This is a genomic window from Pelotomaculum propionicicum (genome assembly GCF_048984525.1).
Taxonomy (GTDB): domain Bacteria; phylum Bacillota; class Desulfotomaculia; order Desulfotomaculales; family Pelotomaculaceae; genus Syntrophopropionicum; species Syntrophopropionicum propionicicum_A.
Window position 1 is genome coordinate 14,003 of sequence record NZ_JBMGJC010000020.1, and the last position, 19,372, is coordinate 33,374.

Consider the following 19,372-nt stretch of genomic DNA (forward strand, 5'->3'; position numbering starts at 1 on the left):
GCGCTTTGCGCCGCATTTATTATCTGTTAGAAAAGGCCAACATCTTCCCCGTTATAGGATTTCTACATAGCCTTCAGTTCCATTTACCCGGATTCTCTGCCCGTCTTTGATCAGCCCGGTGGCATTTTCCACGCCTACAACTGCAGGCAGGCCGTATTCTCTGGCAATTACGGCGCCGTGGGTCATCATCCCGCCTACTTCCGTCACCAAACCTTTTATAGATACAAACAACGGTGTCCAACTGGGGTCAGTAAATGCCGTGACCAAAATATCGCCTTCCTCTATATCGGCATCCATTCTTAAAATGACCCGTGCCCGGCCCTCAACGATCCCGGATGAAACGGGTATGCCCGCCAAAGCACCTTGCGGGATGTTGCCGGTATCGTATGCACCGGGTATAACCTCGCCTTCAGAGGTCATTATACGGGGAGGTGTTAATTTCTCATAGACCTCATATTCCTCTTTTCGCTTCGTTATGATGCTGTAATCCAGCTGGTTTGTCCGAACGACCTCCCGGAACTCCTCAAAAGACAGGTAGTAGATATCCTCCTTCTCCCGGATAACCCCCTTTTGCACGAGCCTAGCGGCCTCCTTCAGCAAGGCCTGCTTAATGATCCAGTAACGCCCAATCATCAAGTACTTCGGGTATTCCCGATAGCCGGTGAAATTGCGCAATCGGCTAATCATCTTCCTTGTCTTTTTGGCCTTTTGTTTTCCACCGGGCAACTGTTCCAAACGGTTTAGGAGATCCTGTTCCTTCTGCTTAGCTTCCAGCAGGCCCTGCTCAAATATGGTGTTATGAGCATTCGGCTCAAAGTTCTTGATGTTGCTGAGAATCATGGGGACGAGCACGGTCGGCTGTTCGCTGAAGCGGGGCCTGGTGATATCGATCTCACCGGAACAACGCATGCCGTATTTTTCAAGATACGCCCGCATGGATTTGCTGACGGCATTGCCGCCTTCCAACTTGGCCAAGTCCTCAAAAAAAGTCTCATTATTGGCGTGTTGAAAATACTCCATTACCGCCGGATATTGCCGTACGACGTCTGCTACATCCAACAACGCCAGCCCCATTTCAGATGTAACATTATTGGCTACCGATTGGGAAAGCGAATCTGCCGCACTCTTTTCGCCCAGCCATTTTTCCATTTTCTTATTAATCCAACTCACGGCATATACCCCCACATAGATTAGGGCCATACCTTGTGGATTATACATGGCTTTTTTTAATTGTTTATGAGTTTCTATAATAAAGGCAAAAAGTTCTTCTCCGGATAGGTCTGCAATCCTTTGCCGCAGATCCCTGATAGACGCTTCATTCCGGGACATTAGAGTTTGAACAAGGCTTTTGTCGTTGCTGCGGTATATCTTGATAAACTCAATAGGCAGCGCCCATGTGAAATACCCTGAACCCATACTGAAGGCTCTTTTACCCCGCGACAATGATTTCATAAAGTCTTTTCGCTTCATTAAGGTCTTGATAGCGTTATACATGAGAGGATCGATTTTGCCCGCAGCCAAGACTACAATCTTTTGTCCTATGGGAGAAGCCAAATCGTGGGCCAGATCAATAAACAACCTTCCACCGGCTTCAATTAGCGGGAAATCGTCGGATAATAACTGAAAAAAAGATAACCCCAATGGTTTCATGGCATCGGTCATCATCTGTTGATGGCTGAAAGACATGTACACATGGTTTTTACCATCCTGAACGTCTGGTATAGGGTATAAGGTGGTGATGGGACGGCTCTGGACGATAAAAAATTTATTTTCGCACAGGCACCATTCGATATCCTGTGGGCAGCCGAAATAGGCCTCAATAGTTCTGCCCATGCGTTCAAGCTGTAAAATCTGTTCGTCTGTCAGCGTCTGCATATTCTGACGCCCGGCATCGATCCTCTTCTCCTCCGTTCCTCCTTCTTTTAAGGCATAGATAGCCAGCTTCTTAGCGGATATCTTCTTATCAACGATTCTGCCGTCACGCACCTTATAGATATCTGCGTTTACCAGGCCGGAGACCAGAGCTTCACCGAGCCCAAAGCCGGCATCGATGGATAAAACCTTCCTGTTTGACGTGACGGGGTCGGCAGTAAACATGATCCCCGCCGCCTCCGGGAAAACCATCTTTTGGATGACGACGGACAGATGGACCCTGCGGTGATTGAAGCCGTTTCGGATGCGGTAGGTCACGGCACGGTCGGTATACAGCGATGCCCAGCATTTTCTGATATGCCTCAGTATAGCTTCCTTTCCGATGATGTTCAGATACGTATCCTGCTGGCCCGCAAAGGAGGCTGCCGGCAGATCCTCCGCCGTGGCGCTGGAACGTACGGCATAAGCATTTTTTTCACCAAGTTGGCCAAGACGATGGATAATCTCATTTTCGATACCTTTTGGAATAGCAATTCCTTCGATGACCTTTCGGATTTTTGAGCTGATTTCACCAATACTATCCCTGTTGTCCGCTTTTATGAGGGACAACTTATCCAGCAGTGAATAAAACTCCTCGTTATTCCCGATAATCTCTTTATACGCTTCAGTAGTGACGCAAAAGCCCTCTGGCACTGGTATACCCTTTAGTCCGGATAGTTCCCCCAGATTGGCGCCTTTGCCCCCGACCAGCGCAAGCTTGGCTTTATCGATTTCCTGAAAACCAAGTATATATGAATTCATACATAATCTCCTTTTCATTAATTCTCAATGCCAAACCGGCCAGGTATCAAGCCTGAACTATTTAGAAATTCCTCTTTGTAGAGGTTGTTTTCAAGTAATTTCATATATTCTTCGAATTCTTTGATCAAGCTATCAAAATCAATGTCAGTTTTACTCGATAGCTGATGCGTAAAGGCATCCGCGAACAGAGTAAGCATTTTCAAGACCAGTTTGGGGTCAACACCGTCTTTAAATTTGGAGGTATCCATGCCATCAAAAGCTATTTTATTTCTAAAACCTTCACCCACAGTTAAAATGGCTTGTATATCATCTTTTACCTCTTCATCATTTTCAAAATAAATTCTGGTTAGAAAAGTCAGAATTGCAGGGTATTTTTTCATTACCGAAATTTCAATTTTAGTCGATAGCATAATCCGGTCGAAGAAGTCCGTAACCGTGTTATCAAAATGTTCATCAACTTCTTTCATAATAATTTCGACGCACATTTTGATCAGATATAGGTATAATGTCTTTTTGGTACCGAAGTAATGAAATATCATGGCTTTTGAAATACCTGCCGCAGCAGCGATATCGCTTGTGGATGCTTTTTTATAGCCGTTAGCGCCAAATGCTTTAAGGGCGGCATCAATTATGACCTTCTGTTTTTCCTCAGGCAAACTAAGAAATCTATCCAAAAATCCCACCTCACTAGTTTCCATCGACCGATTCGGTTAATAATATTCTATTGCCATAAACCGATTCGGTCAATAACTAGGGGTCAGGCTTGAAATATTTACTTATTCATTGCTTGGCTATCAGGTGAAGAATAAGTAAATATTTCAAGCCTGACCCCCTCCCCTATCGGAGATAGTAAATGCGGCGCTTTGCGCCGCATTTATTTGCTGTTAAGTATTTATTTACAGTATTGGTGGAGGTGGGCGATGGATTGATGTTGAAAACCTTGTGCATCCTCGGCAGGATAGATGTAAATCAAGCAAAATGCTGCTTTGGCCAACCTAATGGCCCTTTTCTTCATCATGTTTTACATCTTCCATTATTGATAATGCAACGATCATTACCCCTCCTAGAGAAAATAAAACTATGTAAACAACATTCAGTAAATCCACAATGATTCCCCCTCTGAAATAATTTAAGGTAGTGCTGTTTAAATTATAAAGGGGGGAAATTAAAAATGTATTTCTAAATAATTAAAAAATAATAAAGTTTTAGGTTATTTGCCAGCGGTATCCAGACCTAAATGATTTTTATTATCCTATGATGCTTCTGCCGGAGACCACCCAGGGGGCTGGAAACCGCTCCATCATGTTTTTGCTGTTGACTCGCGATACACCTATATGAATTGCTTCAGTGCGCTCCAGGCCGTTTTCCCGAAACAAAGCAGGCAGAGAAGCCAGGATTTCAAAGTCCAACGAGTAGACCACAAATCTCATGGCGGGATTGACTGCCAGCAGGCTCTTTATTTCACTGCCGATCCTCGGCGAAGCCACTATAAATGCTATGTCCGGCACCGAAAGGTCATCCAGTGCCCCATCTTCCAGAGACTCAACGATTGTTACGTTGTTCAGGCCAAATTTCTCAACATTACATTTCATGGTATTATAGTCCCTGCGGTCATATTCCACAGCAATGACACTGCCCTCGGCGGCAATGATAGCGGCCTCCACCGCGATGCTCTCGCCCGAGATTACGCATATATTGTCCTGGTCTCCCAGGTTGAGCTTATTCATTATAACAACCCTGGCTTCCCGGCAGACATAATGGACGGAGCCTTTGGCAAAACGGCTGTTCTCAATGCCTATCTGATAATTCGTGGCGGCGTTGGGATTCAGGATCAACATCGCCGCGGAGTAATTGATCCCGCGGTTGATCATGTCTGAGACCTTGTCGTGCTTGATCTCGCCGCACGGGTCCGAGCCCTCGTTATACCAGATGACGCAGTCTCCCAGTTCCGCGTTCCACATGTCATAGAAAATTTCCGGATGGCCGGCGTCCGTGAAGACCAGTACCGCCCGGTTGCACATAATGGCCGGAATCAGGTTTTTGTTCTTCCCTGTAATATCCAGCATTTTAAGTTTTGCCAGGTTGATATCAACGTACTGTGAAAAATACTGGAGCCAGGATAAAATAACTTCGTTAGTAAACATTGATCGTTCCACAGGCAAAACCTCCCTTGTTAAAAATTATCATACCATATTTTTAGACTTACTCCCAGTCTCCGCAAAGATTTTAAGCGCCGGTTCGCTCCAGCAGGCGTTCCCATTTTTGATCCACATACAGCTGCGCTTCTTCAACCATCCACTCGTTGCCTTTCTGGAACATGTGGCGGAATCTGCCCTGAGGGCGTAAAAAGTCTTCCACGGGCAGCTTTTTCTTCGGTGTATAGCTAAGGCGCCACTCCCCTTCCTCTACTTCGTAAAGGGGCCAGACACAGGTATCCACCGCCAGCCTGGTAATCTCCGCCAGCTTGGCCATAGGGTAGTCCCAGCCGCGGGGACAGGGGGACAATACGTTCAAAAAGCAAGGACCCCTGGTATAAATAGCCTTATAAGACTTGGTGTGCAGATCCTTGAAATTGTTCATGGGGGCAGTCTGAGCCACATAAGGAATATTATGAGCCACCAAAATTTCAGTCAGATCTTTTTTGTTCTGTTTCTTGCCCTGCCCCACAGAACCTGTGGGGGTGGTAGTCGTGCGGGTAAATTGGGGTGTTGCGGATGAACGCTGAATTCCGGTATTCATATAAGCCTCGTTGTCATAGCAGACGTAGACCATATCGTGGCCGCGTTCCATGGCGCCTGACAGGGATTGAAAACCTATATCATAGGTGCCGCCGTCACCTGCAAAAGTAATAAACTTGACGGTCCCTTCCACCTTGCCCCGGCGTTTCAAAGCGTTATATGCCGCTTCCACTCCGGAACAGGTAGCCGCGGAGTTTTCAAAAGCAGAATGGATGAAGCTGTCCATATAGGCTGTGTAAGGATACATAAAGGTAGAGACCTCCAGGCAGCTGGTAGCGTTAACCACCACTGCCCTGTCCTCTCTATCCAGGGCGCGCAGTACACCCGACACAACGACCCCGGCGCCGCAACCGGCGCAGAGCCGGTGCCCTCCGGTGAGACGTGCCGGCTTCTCTACTTCTTGTTTCAGGTTATATACCCTGCTCATGTTACTCCTCCTTCGACCTCTGACCCATATGAGTATATACCGGTCCAACTTCGCCGGTCGCAGCAATATCCGCCAGCCGGCCGAATACATTTTCAAAATCCCCGGTTTTTGCGTCACGGCCGCCCAAACCGTAAACAATATCAATCAGATACGGGCGTTCCTTCAGATCATACAGGGCGCTGCGGGTCTCCGCGAATAAAGGGCCTCCGTTGGCTGAAAATCCCTCGGACTTATCCATGACGGCAACGGCCCTGGTATTGGCCAGAGCCCTGGCCAGTTCCTCGCCCGGGAAAGGGCGGAACACCCTGATCTTAACCAGCCCCGCTTTTACTCCATTCTCCCGCAGCTTGTCGACAGCAGCTTTGGCAGTGCCCGCGCTTGACCCCATCAGGACCAGGGCCAGTTCCGCGTCCTCCATCCTGTATTCTTCAAACATGCTGTAGCGCCGGCCGGAAATCTTTTCAAACTCCGCGGCTACCTCCAGTATGCGGGCCTTGGCCGCCTTCATCGCCTCAGCCTCCTGGACCTTGTGTTCCATGTAATAGGGACTTATATCGTACGGCCCAACCGCCAGCGGATTTTCTTTTTTCAGCAGGTAGTTTTCAGGGTTATATTCCCCGACAAACTTGCGCACGGCATCCGTCTCCAAAAGCTCTATATTCTCAACGGCGTGGCTGGTAATGAAGCCGTCCATACAGATCATCACCGGCAGGCGCACACTTGGGGTCTCACCGATAGGCATGGCCATAAGAAAATTGTCATAGGCCTCCTGATTATTTTCGGCATAGATCTGGATCCAGCCGCTGTCACGGGCTCCCATAGAGTCGGAGTAGTCGTGGTTTATGTTAATGGGGCCCGAAAGGGCCCGGTTGACACAGGCCAGTGTAATAGGCAGACGGCACGAAGCCGCCACATACAAGACCTCGTACATCAGCGCCAGCCCGCAGGAGGAAGTAGCACAGACGGTCCTTGCCCCGGCAGCCTGCGCCGCCAGGCACACGGACATTGAACTGTGCTCAGACTCCACGGTTACGTATTCAGTATCTACCTCGCCGTTAGCCACATACTGGGCGAAGTATTCAGGAATTTCTGTGGAGGGAGTGATCGGGAACGCTCCCATGACATCGGGATTGATCTGCTTCATGGCATATGCCACAGCCTCGTTGCCGGAGAGGCGGCTGCTCATTTGGCCCCACCTCCAGCCACCATTGTAATCGCCGCGAAGGGGCACACGTCCTCACAAACGCCGCAGCCCTTGCAGTGCATATAATCAAAATCCAGACGCTTCCCGCCCTTTACCGGAATGGCACAGTCCGGGCAGAATGGAATACAAAGCATACAGTGTTTACATGCTTCCTCATGAAAAACAGGCGTGTCGGTCCGCCAGTTACCGGTATTGAAGGCCCGCGCGGTTCCAGGTTCGTAGATCTCCCCGCCGGGGGTCAGGTCCTGCCAGGGTGTATTTTCGTTGATATCCTTCGCTTTTATCATCCAACCTGCACCTCTTCCATGGATTTATTCAGCGCTGCCATGTTACCCGCGATAACCTGGGGCTTGTTGGCGAATTTATGTTTAAATGATTCTTCTATATCAACTAAGAAACGACCGGTTTCCAGAACGCCGCCCACCTTAACCACAGCGGCCAGCATTGGGGTATTCGGCAAGTTTTTCCCCAGGAACTCTTCTGAAATGCGGCGGGCATCTATGGTACAGACTTTTCCGGTCCACCCCCGCAGCCTGGGGCGCATCTCCCGGGGAGAGCTGGGAGTGTTAATGATTACCGCACCGCCCTCTTTCAGTCCGCCGGTAACGTCTACGCTTTCCAGCAGGCTTTCATCCACCACAACTACATAGTCCGGGTAGTAAATGTTGGAATGGATAGTACACCGCTTGTCACTGATGCGGTTATAAGCCGTAATAGGGGCTCCCATACGTTCAGGGCCATACTCCGGGAACCCCTGCACGAATTTTCCTCCTAAACCGGCCACATCAGCCAGCAACAGGCAGGCCGTCTTGGCTCCCTGCCCGCCCCGGCCGTGCCAGCGAATTTCAACCATACCATTGGTCGCCATTGCTTTTCCTCCAGTCATTAGCTTTATAACATTAAAAAGGCTTTCGTCCCAAAGGGACGAAAGCCTAAAAGGCATCCGCTATACCACCCAATACAAACATACCATCATATGCGTTCCCGGTGACGGGGGAAAACCGTCGGAGCCTACTGGATTTCTCTTTCGGTCCGCAGCTCAGGAGTGATCTTCGGGTTCAGACTACTGGTACCGGGCTTGCACCGTCTCCGGCTCGCTAAAACGTTCGGCTGAAACGTACTCTCTCCGTCAATGCCTTTGAATTATTTAAATTATAAATAAATACTACTTTCTTGACCGTGTTTTGTCAATCACATTTTTGTCTAAATTTTTAGTTAATTGTAAAATTGAGTTAATCGGGAAGCACAGGGACGGTTCTGCCGCTTCCTTTTGAAAAATACCCCTGTAATAAATCAAGCTTGTTCTATTCGAGAAGCAATTAATTAAAAAGGGTATGCGCTTGACTCAAGTACCTTCTATATATAGTGGTTATTAACGTCAGACAATCAGATTAGCTAGTGCGAGCGGGTCCGCGTCGGCGAGGCAGGCAGGATCCCCGGCAATCAGCCCCGCCTTTTCATGCCAGAACTCGCTAATCAGGATGTAAAGCGGCTTCAGCCGATCAGTATCGCCGCCACCCGCTAATGTCTTTGCAAGGAAATCGATGGCGAAGTACATGGTCTTGCTTTCAAAGCAAATGTGAGGGTGCGGGCCAGGGCATCGATTATCCAGATAATTAAGTTCCCCACCCGTTGCAGACCATAATGAGGGGTTATGCCAAGTGCTTGACAGAAAGGGATAAGTTGCTCATTGAAATCCATCTTCGAACGGCAATTCACAATGACCAGGTACTTGGAAAGGCTTTCCGCGGAGAAAACATGCGCGAAATCGACACGCCCTACATCTCCATGTTGCTTTTCACAGGCAAGATCAATTCCAGTACATTCTTTGAACCTGACGAGTGCGCTGGGGATAAAACGCGTGAGGTCAAGTTGGGGATTCGATGCTATGGCAATGCTGCCGGGTATTTTCGCAGCGGTGAACAAGCCCGATGTGCCTCCCGATGAGATTGAATAGAAGATAATTCGCTCGTTAGGGATGCCGAGGCATCGCGCCACGTTCCTAACGAGCTTTGCTGTTGCGTCGCGGTAGTCTTGTTCACGCGTGCCGTAGAACCAGCCGACAGGGATGTCCGATTCAAAGTACATCGGGTCTTCGATGCTTAGCAGATGTCCTCTCAGAAATGTATTCCATGACCACTTATGAAAGCGGGGGAGCGGCCCGAGCGCAATTGTCTTGTCATCGCGCATGGTATCCAGCACAACGTAGAGGTAATCGTATTCGCTTGCATGGTAAAAGCACTCGAAGCGCGCGCCATCGACCTCCGTATGGAATCTGCCGTCCGGCACTCTGCTGATTCGTGTGTAATCGATACGTACACTTTCGGTTGTGATGGCCGCTGCATCGGCTGACCGGTATCGTTCGCACCGGCGTACTTCGAGCGTTTCCGCAAGGTTGGCCGCGTTGCCTTCGCTATCGTACTCGCAGGCTATATTTTCAAGAAATCTGACTGCTGGGAGGCCGTCATTGTTATCCCCTCTCTTTTGATGCTGAACAAGGTGTGCTTGATTTTCCTGTCCTTTTTTCATAGCAGCTAAACCTTCCATTTTTTAATCCGGGGGTATCCACTTGACTCCAATACAACTATTATAGCATTTAGTATTTTCCGCCAATTAGATATATGTTTAAAGGCATAAAATGGCCGTTATATATTTAAAGCATAAAGTGTCCTAAACGGACACTTTATGCTTTAAGTTACACTACCAGTCGCCTTATGCTTTAATTTTGGTGGAGGCGGGTATTTATATTTGCCATTAGCGAAATAATCCCGATAAAGCTGATCCGGCAAAACATAAATGTTTTTGCCAGCAGCAGCTGCGTATCTATTTATAGGTGTTACTTCTGCGCCAATTGGAATACCTCTCTGACCGATATTTCAATTTTGCCCTCCCAGCGAATATAGTTCCCGTCGGTCGTCACCCGGGCAAAAAAATCCTTGTCCCTAAGTAAGCCGAAACGGACAGTGGAAAGCCTGCTTTCCAGGTTGAGGATGACAGTGCTGCCGTTATCGAGCAGCACTTCCAATTTATAATTCTCCCGGGGCACCACCCTCTTAATGGAAATCATGTAAATACCTCCGTTAATACATTCATACCACCATTCCAAAATGGCATTTTAGTTATGCGACGTCTAATCAATCCCATATATCAGCAAAGTGTCATAAAAACCAACGTGCCGAAGACCAGTACAACAATGGGTGAGAGTCCGGTTACCCGCTTGAATGGGAGATCAACCCCTGGTTACCAGAACACCGTCCTGCCATGTGCCAAAATCCGTGACGCCGGTGTTGCCATTATAGAATGTGCCCTGACCGTTCATCTTATCGTTTTCCCAGTATCCATCGTATACGCTGCCTGATTCCCACTGATACTGGCCATAGCCAGCACGCTTTCCATCTACGAAGGAGCCCCGGTATATACCATCGCTGTAATACTTCGTTGCCTGTCCGGTCATTTTATCATTGTTAAATTCGCCCTGATAGACTACGCCATTCGAATAAGTAAGCTTGCCCTGGGTATCCTGACGGAGGCCGTTGACATAATAGCCTTCGTATACGTTCCCATTGGTGTAATAATTAACACCATAGCCATGCCGCTTATCCGCGCTCCACATTCCGTCGTAGTATTCGCCGCTGGCAAATGTATACTTACCGCTTCCTTCTCTCATACCTCTAACCATCCTACCTTCATAAAAGTCACCGTTTTTATAGGCAACTTCCTCCTGACCGGTTATCTGGTTATCTACGAAATCTCCCACAGACATGTTTCCTTTTGCTGAGACAAATGTTCCCTTTCCTTGCTTCTTACCGTTAACAAAATTCCCCTCATAATATGATCCGTCACTGTAGGTAACTTTATTAAAGCCATTCTTTGCCTTATCAGCCTGTTGGTTTTCTTCAGATTGCCAGGATGTGTCGGTTTGTGTTGTTTGCGTTCCTGTGTCTTTTTGTTCAGTTTGCGTTGTTGTTTTTGCTGGGGCAGTCTGATTTTTAGCAGCATTGGGTGCAGTAGTATTATCATCAGGACTGAAAATAGCATAAGCAAAGAAAAGTACAATAGCTGCCACGCCTATTGTCAGAACCTTATTCAGTGTGCTGAGCCTTTTAAATTTTTCAAGCATGTTCGTACTCCCACTGTTTACCGTCTGTGATCCATCCGCCCTTTCGCCGCATTTCGGGCAAAATACCGAATTCTCTTGCAGTTCTGTGTTACACCTTGTGCAATTCATCCTTTTTCCCCTTTCATCATCTATAGTTATTTTGGATCAGGTTTTACCAACAGCAAGCCGCTCAAATCCTTATACGGCATCTCCATTTCCAGATGATCGCCTGCTGCATGTGCCACTTCGACGCTTACTCCCAGCGCATCTTTGGTAAAATAAAACCTGGCTGACCGCTGTTTCAAGCTTTCCATCAAATCCTGGCTGTTGAAATTGCTCAATTTATCCTTAAGCACTCCTGCTGATTGCAGGTTCAAATCCGAACTGTAGGCCTTGTATTGGCCTGCCTGGAATTTTTCAATAAAGCTGTCGTTGACGATCACCACATCACTCAAGACAAGTATTCTTTCTTTAACCATGTCGATGTTGGCGGTTTGCAGCACGTGGACCGGATAAGCAGCGCCTTTCACTATGGCCAATCCCAGATATTCAATACTTAGAAAATCAGTTCCCTGGTATTTGATTTCAAAGTCCATATTTAAGTTCAGACTGTTGATATCATCTTTATAGTCGTCCAGAACTTCCAGCGCTGATGTCTTTATTAACTCGTTGATTTTGTTCTGTTTGATGCTGTCACTTAAATTGCTTAGCTGAGGATAGTTAATTTTTACATTCTTAACAGCATAGCTTGCTTTGTTAATGTCATATCGATCATTGCCGGAGGTGCTGATCTTTTCTTGAACTGTGTTCGTGGTATTGCTCAAATCTTGCGGTTCTTGTTTTCCTCCACACCCGCTCATTATTAAAGACAGCAGCAGAACTAACATTATACAAAACTTCTTCATTATTGACTCCTCCTTTATACGTAAAATAAAAATCCACCATACACAAATTGTACAGTGGATTTTTTATCATTTATATCACCCGGTGGGTGATTTTGGGTAGAATTATTCATTCTCTTTTTGTAAATATTGCTTTAAAAGAGACCGGGAGTTGACCCCCAGTTTATCAAAAATACTTTTCAGCTGGGTTTTTACCGTATTCTCGGATATATACAGGCGCTTTCCGATTTCCTTGTTGGTTAGACCATCAACGACGAGTAAAGCTATCTCCAATTCCCTTTCGGTCAATTTAGGCTTTATTAGCGTGAAATAATCCCTGATAATCTGCGTGGTAGCATTTTGATATGTGGCGCCAAGTTTAAAGATTCTGGCGATATGATCACCATAATTACCTTCCCTGTGAATCTGCTCCAGAAGCGGTTTTACGTAGTCGTAGTTTTCCACAAAGGGCATATACACTCTGTCCGGCACGGCTATATCAAGCGCTTGCTTCAGTGTGCCAAGGGCATCATCCCATTGATAGATCCTCTCATTGGCTGCTGCCACATAAATGCAGGTATAGATATCCGCTAATAGATTGGGGGAAACCGCGGCGATTACTTTGAACTGCTCTGCAATTCCGATCATTTTAAGATAATCGCCTTTTATCAAAAGCGTCCGGCCATAAATGATATTGTAGAATGCTGTAGTCGGAAATAATAGGCGGCTTGAATTAAAATCACCATTTACTATCCAGGCCGGGATTCTGCCCCCCTGCTTCAGACAAGCATAAATAAAGCCTTCACACATATCAAGTGTATGTATCAAGGAATACAATTTCTTCTGATTTATGCCTTCCTTCATTCGCTCCAATAAGTAAAGAACGTTTGGAAAATCAGCCTTCATCAATGCTATCCGTATCTGCAAAAACATGGCACAGATCACGATCTCTGGTTGAATATTGGCCAAATATAAAGCCTTATGTACTGCGATTTCTGCTTTTTCAAAGTCACCTAGATTAAAATGCCATTCTGCCGCCATTACATATTCCGCACCATTGCCGTGCCCCCTGGTTAATTGATAGTAATAGGGCATGCTGTCTTTCAGATCACTCACCTCATTGGCAAGTTTGCCGGCTTCCCTGTGAAACATATATAAAACAGAGGGTGAGCCCATGGTCCAAGGGCCTTTAGTGTCAAGGAACACAGCCGAGGTTCTAACCAGTTCACAGGCCTTTCTATGGTGCTGCGACATTTCCATAATATCATTATATTTTGTAAAGCTCTGCAACAGCTCATATTCACCTATAAGCTGGTTCCTGCTATCATGATCAAGGTCAGGGCTTTCCAAATGACAGATAAATTCGCTGCATGCCTCGGCCAACAGTTCCATTTCATTAAAGGTAAGCATACACATGGCATAAATCAGCAAAGCAACCGGATGATTGTGCTTATGCTTCTTGGGACATTCCTCAAAGTACTTGATGAACAAATCCTTTTGCTCGAAGTATATGCTATTGCCTTTGTCAATCTCCACTGCATCAAGCAGTTTATCAAAATCCTGGCATAGATAGTAATGATGCATGGCAGTCAGGTAATTTCCGGTTTTCATGTACCACTGGGCCGCCTTCTGATGAAGCTCCTGTTTATACCTCAGCTCTTTTCTACCCAGAATATCTCTGAGAAAAGTGGTAAGAATCCTGTGGATTCGATAGGTTTTGATTTGAATGTCATAACTTACGAAAACATTTCTCGATAAAATCTCAGCTAAAAGCTCAGGGGCATTTTGCTTTTGCCATATGTGTTCAGCTTGTTCGACCGTGAAGTTATCATAAATACAAACGCTTAACATAAACTCCTTAATCTCTTCAGACAGGGGGTTGAAGACAGCCTTTTCCACAAGGTTATAAATGCTTGGCATCAAAGGCACCCGCGACTCTGCCGACTCCTGCTTAATCCCCCCATCACTTAGCATGTTCAGCATAAATAGGTACAGAGCACTGATCCATCCTTCGGTATAGGTGTATAGTTTATTAACTTCATCAGCCTTAAGACTGATTCCGCACAATCTGTAATATCTGGTAATTTCATTGGGTGTTAATTCAAGAGTTTCTTTGGTAATATGATACGCATATCCTTTCAGCTTGAGTTCGTCCAGGTTTTCAAAGAGGGCAAGCCGGGTGGTAATGATGACATGGAGGTTTTTTATCTCATTTTTCACAAGAAAAACGATAAAGTTATCAATGTCAGTATTATCGATCAGGTAATAGTCATCTATTATAATTACGGTTTTTTCCGGCAACCGTACTTCTTCAATAAGGTTTAAGGCCTCCTGCCTTGACACACTGTCGTTGGGGAGGCCAAGCCGGGCAAGTCTCAGGGCACATTCGTCAAGCTCCGCGAAGAGTTTACTGAATCCACTCCAGAAACTGCTGGCATAACCGTCATAAACCGTTTGCCACAATACGTTGACCCCGGCATTGTTTAAGAGGCCTTTAACAGCGGTTGTCTTGCCATATCCCATAGGTGCTTCGATTATGGTAAGGGGATGGTCAAAGACTCTGTCCATTGCTTCCCTTATTCGATCCGAAAAGTATAAGGTTTTGATGTTATATTGTTTTGTTTTCTTCATTGTCTCTCCATCGTACTTAATAACCGGGTATGCCTGATAATCTCCTGATATTTATCATCCAACAGTGCCACTTCATAAGCACCGGCTTTCAACCATAATTGGCGACCGGTCAAAGGCCTTTGAACTGGAGTCTCTTTGGCTGTTGTACTTTATGCCGTAATTATCTGCTTTAACCAGTTCCCAACCGGTATACCTCAAATGGAACAGGGGGAAAGCGGATATAATCATAACCCAACTTGTGTATATTCCCGTATTGAACAAAAACTCCTGCTTCCCTGAATGGTAAGCAAGTCTTGAAAAGACATCTTATTTCGCATTAGATTAACAGCATCACCGCTACCACCCACTTTGATGTCTGACAATGATAACGGGGGTTTGACATCCTAAAACCTACAACCTACTAATACCAAGCACTCACCTTCCACGTCGAACCCCATTTCACACAAAAGCAAAAACTCAGGCCAATTTGACCTGAGCTGTTTTACAAATTTGGTGGAGGCGGGCCATATTGGATAAAATCCACAGTATCCAAGCATACATTGAGTCACTGTATAAAATGCTAAACTAATCTCTAAAAACGGGCCTGCTGGAGAAGGTTTCTTTGTATTTTAACTTCTATGAACATTATATCCAATGAAACTGTAACCTTTAAGCCTCTTATCATACATTCTCATTAGTACAGGCACATTAACATCAATATAATCATAAATCTGGACTGTCCGCTTGTTATCGTGCAGCCTGTGCAAACGCCCCGCATACTGCTGCAGTGTACCACGCCAGGAGATTGGGGAAACCAGGAAAAGCGTATCCAGCCTGGCATCGTCAAAACCCTCGCCAATGTATCGCCCGGTAGAAATGATCACCCTCTCCTCCTGGTCCGGTATACTGGCAAGCTGATCGGCCAAAGCTTTTCGCTGTTTTTTCCCCATGCCGCCCCTCATGACAATAATATTCCGTGCAAAACCCTTAAGCCTGTTGACAAAGTAATCAAGGTGCTCTGTCCGTTCAGTCAGCAAGTGAGCGACCTGCTTCCAGAGCCAACAGGAGGTCATCGAATATCAAGTCATTTCGTTGTTCATCCGAGACCAAAGCGGCATAGACATCCTGGATACCCGGGCTGATAGTTTCAGGAGGCATCCTGAAGGTCGTAGACCTCGGAATAACTATGTGCTCAAAGGGCCTGGCCTTTACCTGTCTCTTTGCGTCTACCCGGAAACGGATAGGTCCGCACTGCATCATAATAATCGGGTGGTGCCCGTCTTTACGAACTGGCGTTGCAGTCAACCCGTATACATATCTGGCCTTAACCTGTTTCAGCACCAGTTCGAAACTAAAAGCGGAAAGGTGATGGCATTCATCAATAATAACCTGGCCATATTCGCCTACAAGGTCCTTAACTTCTCCTCTGCGGCTTAAGCTTTGGATGATTCCAACATCAATGATGCCAGTTCGTTTGTCTATACCGCCACCGACTTGCCCAATGGATTTTGGCGGCAAATCAAGGAACGCGGCTAAACGTTCCTTCCATTGATCCATAAGCTGCCGGCGGTGGACCAATACAAGTGTATTTACTCCGCGGGCAGCTATAAGCCAGGCCGCAACTACAGTCTTACCAAAAGCTGTGGCGGCGGACAGGATACCATTGTCATAAGCTAGTAATGCTTTCGCAGCCATTTGCTGTAATGAACTTAACTCACCATTAAAAGCAACATCTATTGTCCTGCCCTCAAAACGTTCGTCTGTTAATTCTACTTCACTGTTATACACTTTCAGCAGTTCCCGTACTTCATCCAAACTTCCCCGGGGCAGGCCAATGTACCGGGGGAAATCTTCCGCACACGCAATTACACGGGGTTTACCGAAGGTTGGCAGCCGCATAGCTTGAGCTTTATAGAACTCAGGGTTCTGAAAAGCGGCTATGCGCATCAGGCGGTTTATCATGGCAGGTGGCAAACCGTTTTTGTCAATATAAATCATATTGCTTTGGACTGTCCTTACCTTATCCGGTATGGGTTCTAAAATCGGCGCCTCTACTCTTTTTCCTGAAGGTGGCAGCAGCCAGGGATCTTCTTCTTCCTGGCCATCGGCGAAACTTTTCCGCACCCCTATAATACTGCCTGTACGTGTTGCTTCCTGTACGATAGTCTCTGCTTCGTCAGTCCTAACCTTTTTTAACGTGGAAAGGAATATCCACTGATCTTCGTAAGGTTCAAAGTTCTGATCCAGAAACAAGCTGTTGCCAGTTTTACGGGGTATGCTCTGCAGGGGCAGGGCAATCAGATTCCCAAACCCACCTTTAGGCATGGTGTCCTGGTTGGGGAAAAAGCGGTCATAAGAATCAAAACCAATTTGGTGCCTTCGCTCCATTGTGCGTGTCAAAATAGTACAGCCAAGCTTCCGGGCCAGGGACGCCGGTACGGGATGATCAAAGAAAATCCAAACGTGACCTCCATTGCCGGACCGGGAGCGCTCCAACACTGCTGAAACGCCCATTTCACCGCAAGTCTCCAGAAAGGCGGCAGAGTCAGCCTGCCAGGTTTTTTTATCAAAATCGGCAGCAAGAAACCAGCAGGTTTCATCTGCCAAAAGAGGATAAACACCAATAGTATGTTTACCGGTTAGATGGTCATGAATAACCTGATCTGTTACCGGTAATAGTTTCCGGCTTTCACAATCGGCACATTTTACAGAAGGCTTGCGACAGACTTCTCTCTTCCATTCATTAACACAGGCTGGTGAATAGCCGTATTTACCAGCCTTTCCTTCCCAGCGCAGTGGATAAACATCCTCCCGCCCTCTAAACAAGCTGCGGAAAAGGGCAATCTTGTTTACAGCAGGAGAGTAAATGGTTATTGGAGCGGTATCTGTTGTAATTTTAATTGGTTCCTGGTTAACAGAAGTTATAAAAGATGATTCATCTTCTTCATATGATAAATTAAGAAGAGCTTTTAATCTGTCGTTCTCTTCTCTCAAACGGGCACATTCAGACAGGGTTTTTTGTAGTTGCAATTGAAGATTTTCATGTTGTATTAATCTTTTCCCAGTCATGTTAACCTCTGTCTAGACATGTTAAATATCTCAAGTATATCATTAACATTATGCGAAATGTATAGACACTGGTTTTACCGTGCCAATATAACATTAAAAGAATACCTTTCTTTTTTCCTGGAAGCATTTATAATGATGATATAACATTCGGTAGTTATTTCTATCAGCCTTATTATTTATCAATGACTGGTGAGCAGGCTAGAAACATTCTAATAACTTTATTATTACCTCTCTTAAAATCAATTACTTGATTATACTACTCCCAAAACAAATATTTGCCGATCATCTTATTAGGATGTGTAATAAACTGCCTGATTACCCACCGGTTAAACTATACTATTTTTCACCGAAGATTTTCGACGCAGGTATTGAAAAAATAAAATTCGGCAGGCATGAGGTAAAAATATATAATAAAGAGATACCATTTGCGACTGTATAAAGCACCGTAAAAAAATAGGAAAAGATATCATTAAGGAAATGATGCTAGAGTATATTAAGAACCATAACCGCAACCTGAATCTTCTAATGAAATATGCTGACATTTGCGGGGTGACCAAGCAGATTGAGACGTATATTGAGGTTCTGTTATGAGTGAGATAAAGAATAAACAGGCTTCAATAGAGCAATGCCGGGCTTAATTATTATTCACCATAGAATGGGAGGTCATTCAATATGGCAAGCCTAACTGATAATCAGAAGAAACTAATGGACAAGCTGGCTGAGATGTTCCAGTTTGACCAGGCTGATTTGGATTTTGGCATATACCGGATCATGAACTATAAGCGTAATGAAATCAAACGCTTTTTAGAAGAGAATTTGATGGTACAGATTTCAGCGCAGCTGGCTGATTTATCACAGAGCAGTAATGCCGCCGAGCTTGCCAAGATCGATCAGGACCTCCAAAACGCCCAGGCCATGGATTTAGACGATGGCATCAAAGCCGGTATGATTGCCCAACTTAAAGAAAAAAAAGCGGCTTACACGGTTAATTCAGATATTACCGTTGTGGAAGCAGATATCTATTCTCATTTAACCGAATTCTTTTCCCGCTACTACGACGAAGGAGATTTTATCTCCCAGCGGCGCTATAAGGACGGAGTATATGCCATCCCCTATGAAGGCGAGGAAGTAAAGCTGCACTGGGCCAATGCCGACCAGTACTATATAAAAACCAGCGAGTATTTTAAGGACTATACCTTTAAAACCCCCTTTGGTCAAACAGTACATTTTAAGATCGGCGAGGCTGAAACAGAAAAGGACAACAACAAGGGGAAAAACCGCTTCTTTCAGCTCAACACTGAAAAGCCCTTTGCGTTGGAAAACAGCGAGCTTTTCATCTACTTTAAATATAAGGTAGGCGAAAAGAAAAAACAGGCTGACTACAACGCTTGTGTTATTGCGGAGTTTGCTAAAGTGGTTGCGCAGTATCCCGGCTTTGCCGCCCTTCTAACAGTTGCAGGTGGCAAGAGCCTGCTGGAAAGGCAGTTAAACCGTTATACCGCCCGCAACACCTTCGACTATTTTATCCATAAAGACCTGGGCAAATATAATGCTCCCAAGGAGTGAGACACAGGACTAGAAAAATAAGTTACAATGGGAGCATGAACAAACGTAATCATTATTCAGCCGGCTTTAAAACCCAGGTGGTTCTGGAGGTCCTCCGGGAAGAAG

At 45.8% G+C, this 19,372-nt stretch carries 16 protein-coding genes and 1 pseudogene; 1 reads left to right on the forward strand and 16 read right to left on the reverse strand.

The window, feature by feature from the left end; translation table 11 throughout:
• Window positions 1-51 precede the first annotated feature (51 nt).
• The 16 genes and pseudogenes from ppsA to ACOBQJ_RS16415 form a co-directional block, all read right to left on the reverse strand.
• Complete coding sequence (gene ppsA, locus ACOBQJ_RS16340; protein WP_421072847.1) at window positions 52-2,673, reverse strand: phosphoenolpyruvate synthase; 2,622 nt, start codon at window positions 2,671-2,673, stop codon at window positions 52-54.
• Between the two features lie 17 nt (window positions 2,674-2,690).
• Complete coding sequence (locus ACOBQJ_RS16345; RefSeq protein ID WP_421072848.1) at window positions 2,691-3,347, reverse strand: TetR/AcrR family transcriptional regulator; 657 nt, start codon at window positions 3,345-3,347, stop codon at window positions 2,691-2,693.
• A gap of 573 nt (window positions 3,348-3,920) precedes the next feature.
• The gene (locus ACOBQJ_RS16350) at window positions 3,921-4,829 is read right to left on the reverse strand and encodes a precorrin-6B methylase (RefSeq protein WP_421072849.1); all 909 of its coding nucleotides are present in this window, start codon (window positions 4,827-4,829) and stop codon (window positions 3,921-3,923) included.
• A gap of 70 nt (window positions 4,830-4,899) precedes the next feature.
• On the reverse strand, window positions 4,900-5,838 hold the full coding sequence (locus ACOBQJ_RS16355) for a thiamine pyrophosphate-dependent enzyme (protein WP_421072850.1): 939 nt from the start codon (window positions 5,836-5,838) through the stop codon (window positions 4,900-4,902).
• Between the two features lies 1 nt (window position 5,839).
• On the reverse strand, window positions 5,840-7,024 hold the full coding sequence (porA, locus tag ACOBQJ_RS16360) for a pyruvate ferredoxin oxidoreductase (RefSeq protein WP_421072851.1): 1,185 nt from the start codon (window positions 7,022-7,024) through the stop codon (window positions 5,840-5,842).
• Window positions 7,021-7,329, reverse strand: a complete 309-nt coding sequence (locus ACOBQJ_RS16365) for a 4Fe-4S binding protein (protein WP_421072852.1) — start codon at window positions 7,327-7,329, stop codon at window positions 7,021-7,023. Before ACOBQJ_RS16365 ends, porA begins: the two co-directional genes overlap by 4 nt.
• On the reverse strand, window positions 7,326-7,910 hold the full coding sequence (locus ACOBQJ_RS16370) for a 2-oxoacid:acceptor oxidoreductase family protein (protein ID WP_421072853.1): 585 nt from the start codon (window positions 7,908-7,910) through the stop codon (window positions 7,326-7,328). Before ACOBQJ_RS16370 ends, ACOBQJ_RS16365 begins: the two co-directional genes overlap by 4 nt.
• Window positions 7,911-8,420: 510 nt before the next feature.
• Window positions 8,421-8,600 (reverse strand): hypothetical protein, encoded by a 180-nt coding sequence (locus ACOBQJ_RS16375; RefSeq protein ID WP_421072854.1) that lies wholly within the window; start codon window positions 8,598-8,600, stop codon window positions 8,421-8,423.
• Window positions 8,564-9,571 carry a hypothetical protein gene (locus tag ACOBQJ_RS16380; protein WP_421072855.1) on the reverse strand — a complete coding sequence of 336 codons (1,008 nt, stop codon included), beginning with the start codon at window positions 9,569-9,571 and terminating at the stop codon, window positions 8,564-8,566. The genes ACOBQJ_RS16375 and ACOBQJ_RS16380 overlap by 37 nt, the downstream gene beginning before the upstream one ends.
• A gap of 307 nt (window positions 9,572-9,878) precedes the next feature.
• On the reverse strand, window positions 9,879-10,109 hold the full coding sequence (locus ACOBQJ_RS16385; protein ID WP_421072856.1) for a hypothetical protein: 231 nt from the start codon (window positions 10,107-10,109) through the stop codon (window positions 9,879-9,881).
• 162 nt (window positions 10,110-10,271) lie between these two features.
• Window positions 10,272-11,162: a hypothetical protein gene (locus tag ACOBQJ_RS16390; RefSeq protein WP_421072862.1), complete on the reverse strand. Its 891-nt coding sequence runs from the start codon at window positions 11,160-11,162 to the stop codon at window positions 10,272-10,274.
• A 45-nt stretch (window positions 11,163-11,207) separates the two neighbouring features.
• Window positions 11,208-11,270 (reverse strand): annotated as a pseudogene (locus tag ACOBQJ_RS16395) (zinc-ribbon domain-containing protein); the annotation flags it as partial.
• Between the two features lie 26 nt (window positions 11,271-11,296).
• Window positions 11,297-12,046 carry a hypothetical protein gene (locus tag ACOBQJ_RS16400; RefSeq protein WP_421072857.1) on the reverse strand — a complete coding sequence of 250 codons (750 nt, stop codon included), beginning with the start codon at window positions 12,044-12,046 and terminating at the stop codon, window positions 11,297-11,299.
• 102 nt (window positions 12,047-12,148) lie between these two features.
• The gene (locus ACOBQJ_RS16405; RefSeq protein ID WP_421072858.1) at window positions 12,149-14,653 is read right to left on the reverse strand and encodes a LuxR C-terminal-related transcriptional regulator; all 2,505 of its coding nucleotides are present in this window, start codon (window positions 14,651-14,653) and stop codon (window positions 12,149-12,151) included.
• 608 nt (window positions 14,654-15,261) lie between these two features.
• On the reverse strand, window positions 15,262-15,669 hold the full coding sequence (locus ACOBQJ_RS16410; RefSeq protein WP_421072859.1) for a DEAD/DEAH box helicase: 408 nt from the start codon (window positions 15,667-15,669) through the stop codon (window positions 15,262-15,264).
• The gene (locus ACOBQJ_RS16415) at window positions 15,659-17,662 is read right to left on the reverse strand and encodes a TOTE conflict system archaeo-eukaryotic primase domain-containing protein (protein WP_421072860.1); all 2,004 of its coding nucleotides are present in this window, start codon (window positions 17,660-17,662) and stop codon (window positions 15,659-15,661) included. Before ACOBQJ_RS16415 ends, ACOBQJ_RS16410 begins: the two co-directional genes overlap by 11 nt.
• 711 nt (window positions 17,663-18,373) lie before the next feature.
• On the opposite strand from ACOBQJ_RS16415, the gene ACOBQJ_RS16420 reads away from it, so the two are divergent.
• Window positions 18,374-19,267: a hypothetical protein gene (locus ACOBQJ_RS16420; RefSeq protein WP_421072861.1), complete on the forward strand. Its 894-nt coding sequence runs from the start codon at window positions 18,374-18,376 to the stop codon at window positions 19,265-19,267.
• The last annotated feature ends 105 nt before the right edge of the window (window positions 19,268-19,372 follow it).

What these genes read in the sequence shown, in the direction of transcription:
- ppsA (WP_421072847.1), bottom strand. Translation starts at nt 2,673, where the DNA reads ATGAATTCATATATACTTGGTTTTCAGGAAATCGATAAAGCCAAGCTT.
- ACOBQJ_RS16355 (WP_421072850.1), bottom strand. Translation starts at nt 5,838, where the DNA reads ATGAGCAGGGTATATAACCTGAAACAAGAAGTAGAGAAGCCGGCACGT.
- porA (WP_421072851.1), bottom strand. Translation starts at nt 7,024, where the DNA reads ATGAGCAGCCGCCTCTCCGGCAACGAGGCTGTGGCATATGCCATGAAG.
- ACOBQJ_RS16365 (WP_421072852.1), bottom strand. Translation starts at nt 7,329, where the DNA reads ATGATAAAAGCGAAGGATATCAACGAAAATACACCCTGGCAGGACCTG.
- ACOBQJ_RS16370 (WP_421072853.1), bottom strand. Translation starts at nt 7,910, where the DNA reads ATGGCGACCAATGGTATGGTTGAAATTCGCTGGCACGGCCGGGGCGGG.
- ACOBQJ_RS16375 (WP_421072854.1), bottom strand. Translation starts at nt 8,600, where the DNA reads ATGTACTTCGCCATCGATTTCCTTGCAAAGACATTAGCGGGTGGCGGC.
- ACOBQJ_RS16380 (WP_421072855.1), bottom strand. Translation starts at nt 9,571, where the DNA reads ATGAAAAAAGGACAGGAAAATCAAGCACACCTTGTTCAGCATCAAAAG.
- ACOBQJ_RS16385 (WP_421072856.1), bottom strand. Translation starts at nt 10,109, where the DNA reads ATGATTTCCATTAAGAGGGTGGTGCCCCGGGAGAATTATAAATTGGAA.
- ACOBQJ_RS16390 (WP_421072862.1), bottom strand. Translation starts at nt 11,162, where the DNA reads ATGCTTGAAAAATTTAAAAGGCTCAGCACACTGAATAAGGTTCTGACA.
- ACOBQJ_RS16400 (WP_421072857.1), bottom strand. Translation starts at nt 12,046, where the DNA reads ATGAAGAAGTTTTGTATAATGTTAGTTCTGCTGCTGTCTTTAATAATG.
- ACOBQJ_RS16405 (WP_421072858.1), bottom strand. Translation starts at nt 14,653, where the DNA reads ATGAAGAAAACAAAACAATATAACATCAAAACCTTATACTTTTCGGAT.
- ACOBQJ_RS16420 (WP_421072861.1), top strand. Translation starts at nt 18,374, where the DNA reads ATGGCAAGCCTAACTGATAATCAGAAGAAACTAATGGACAAGCTGGCT.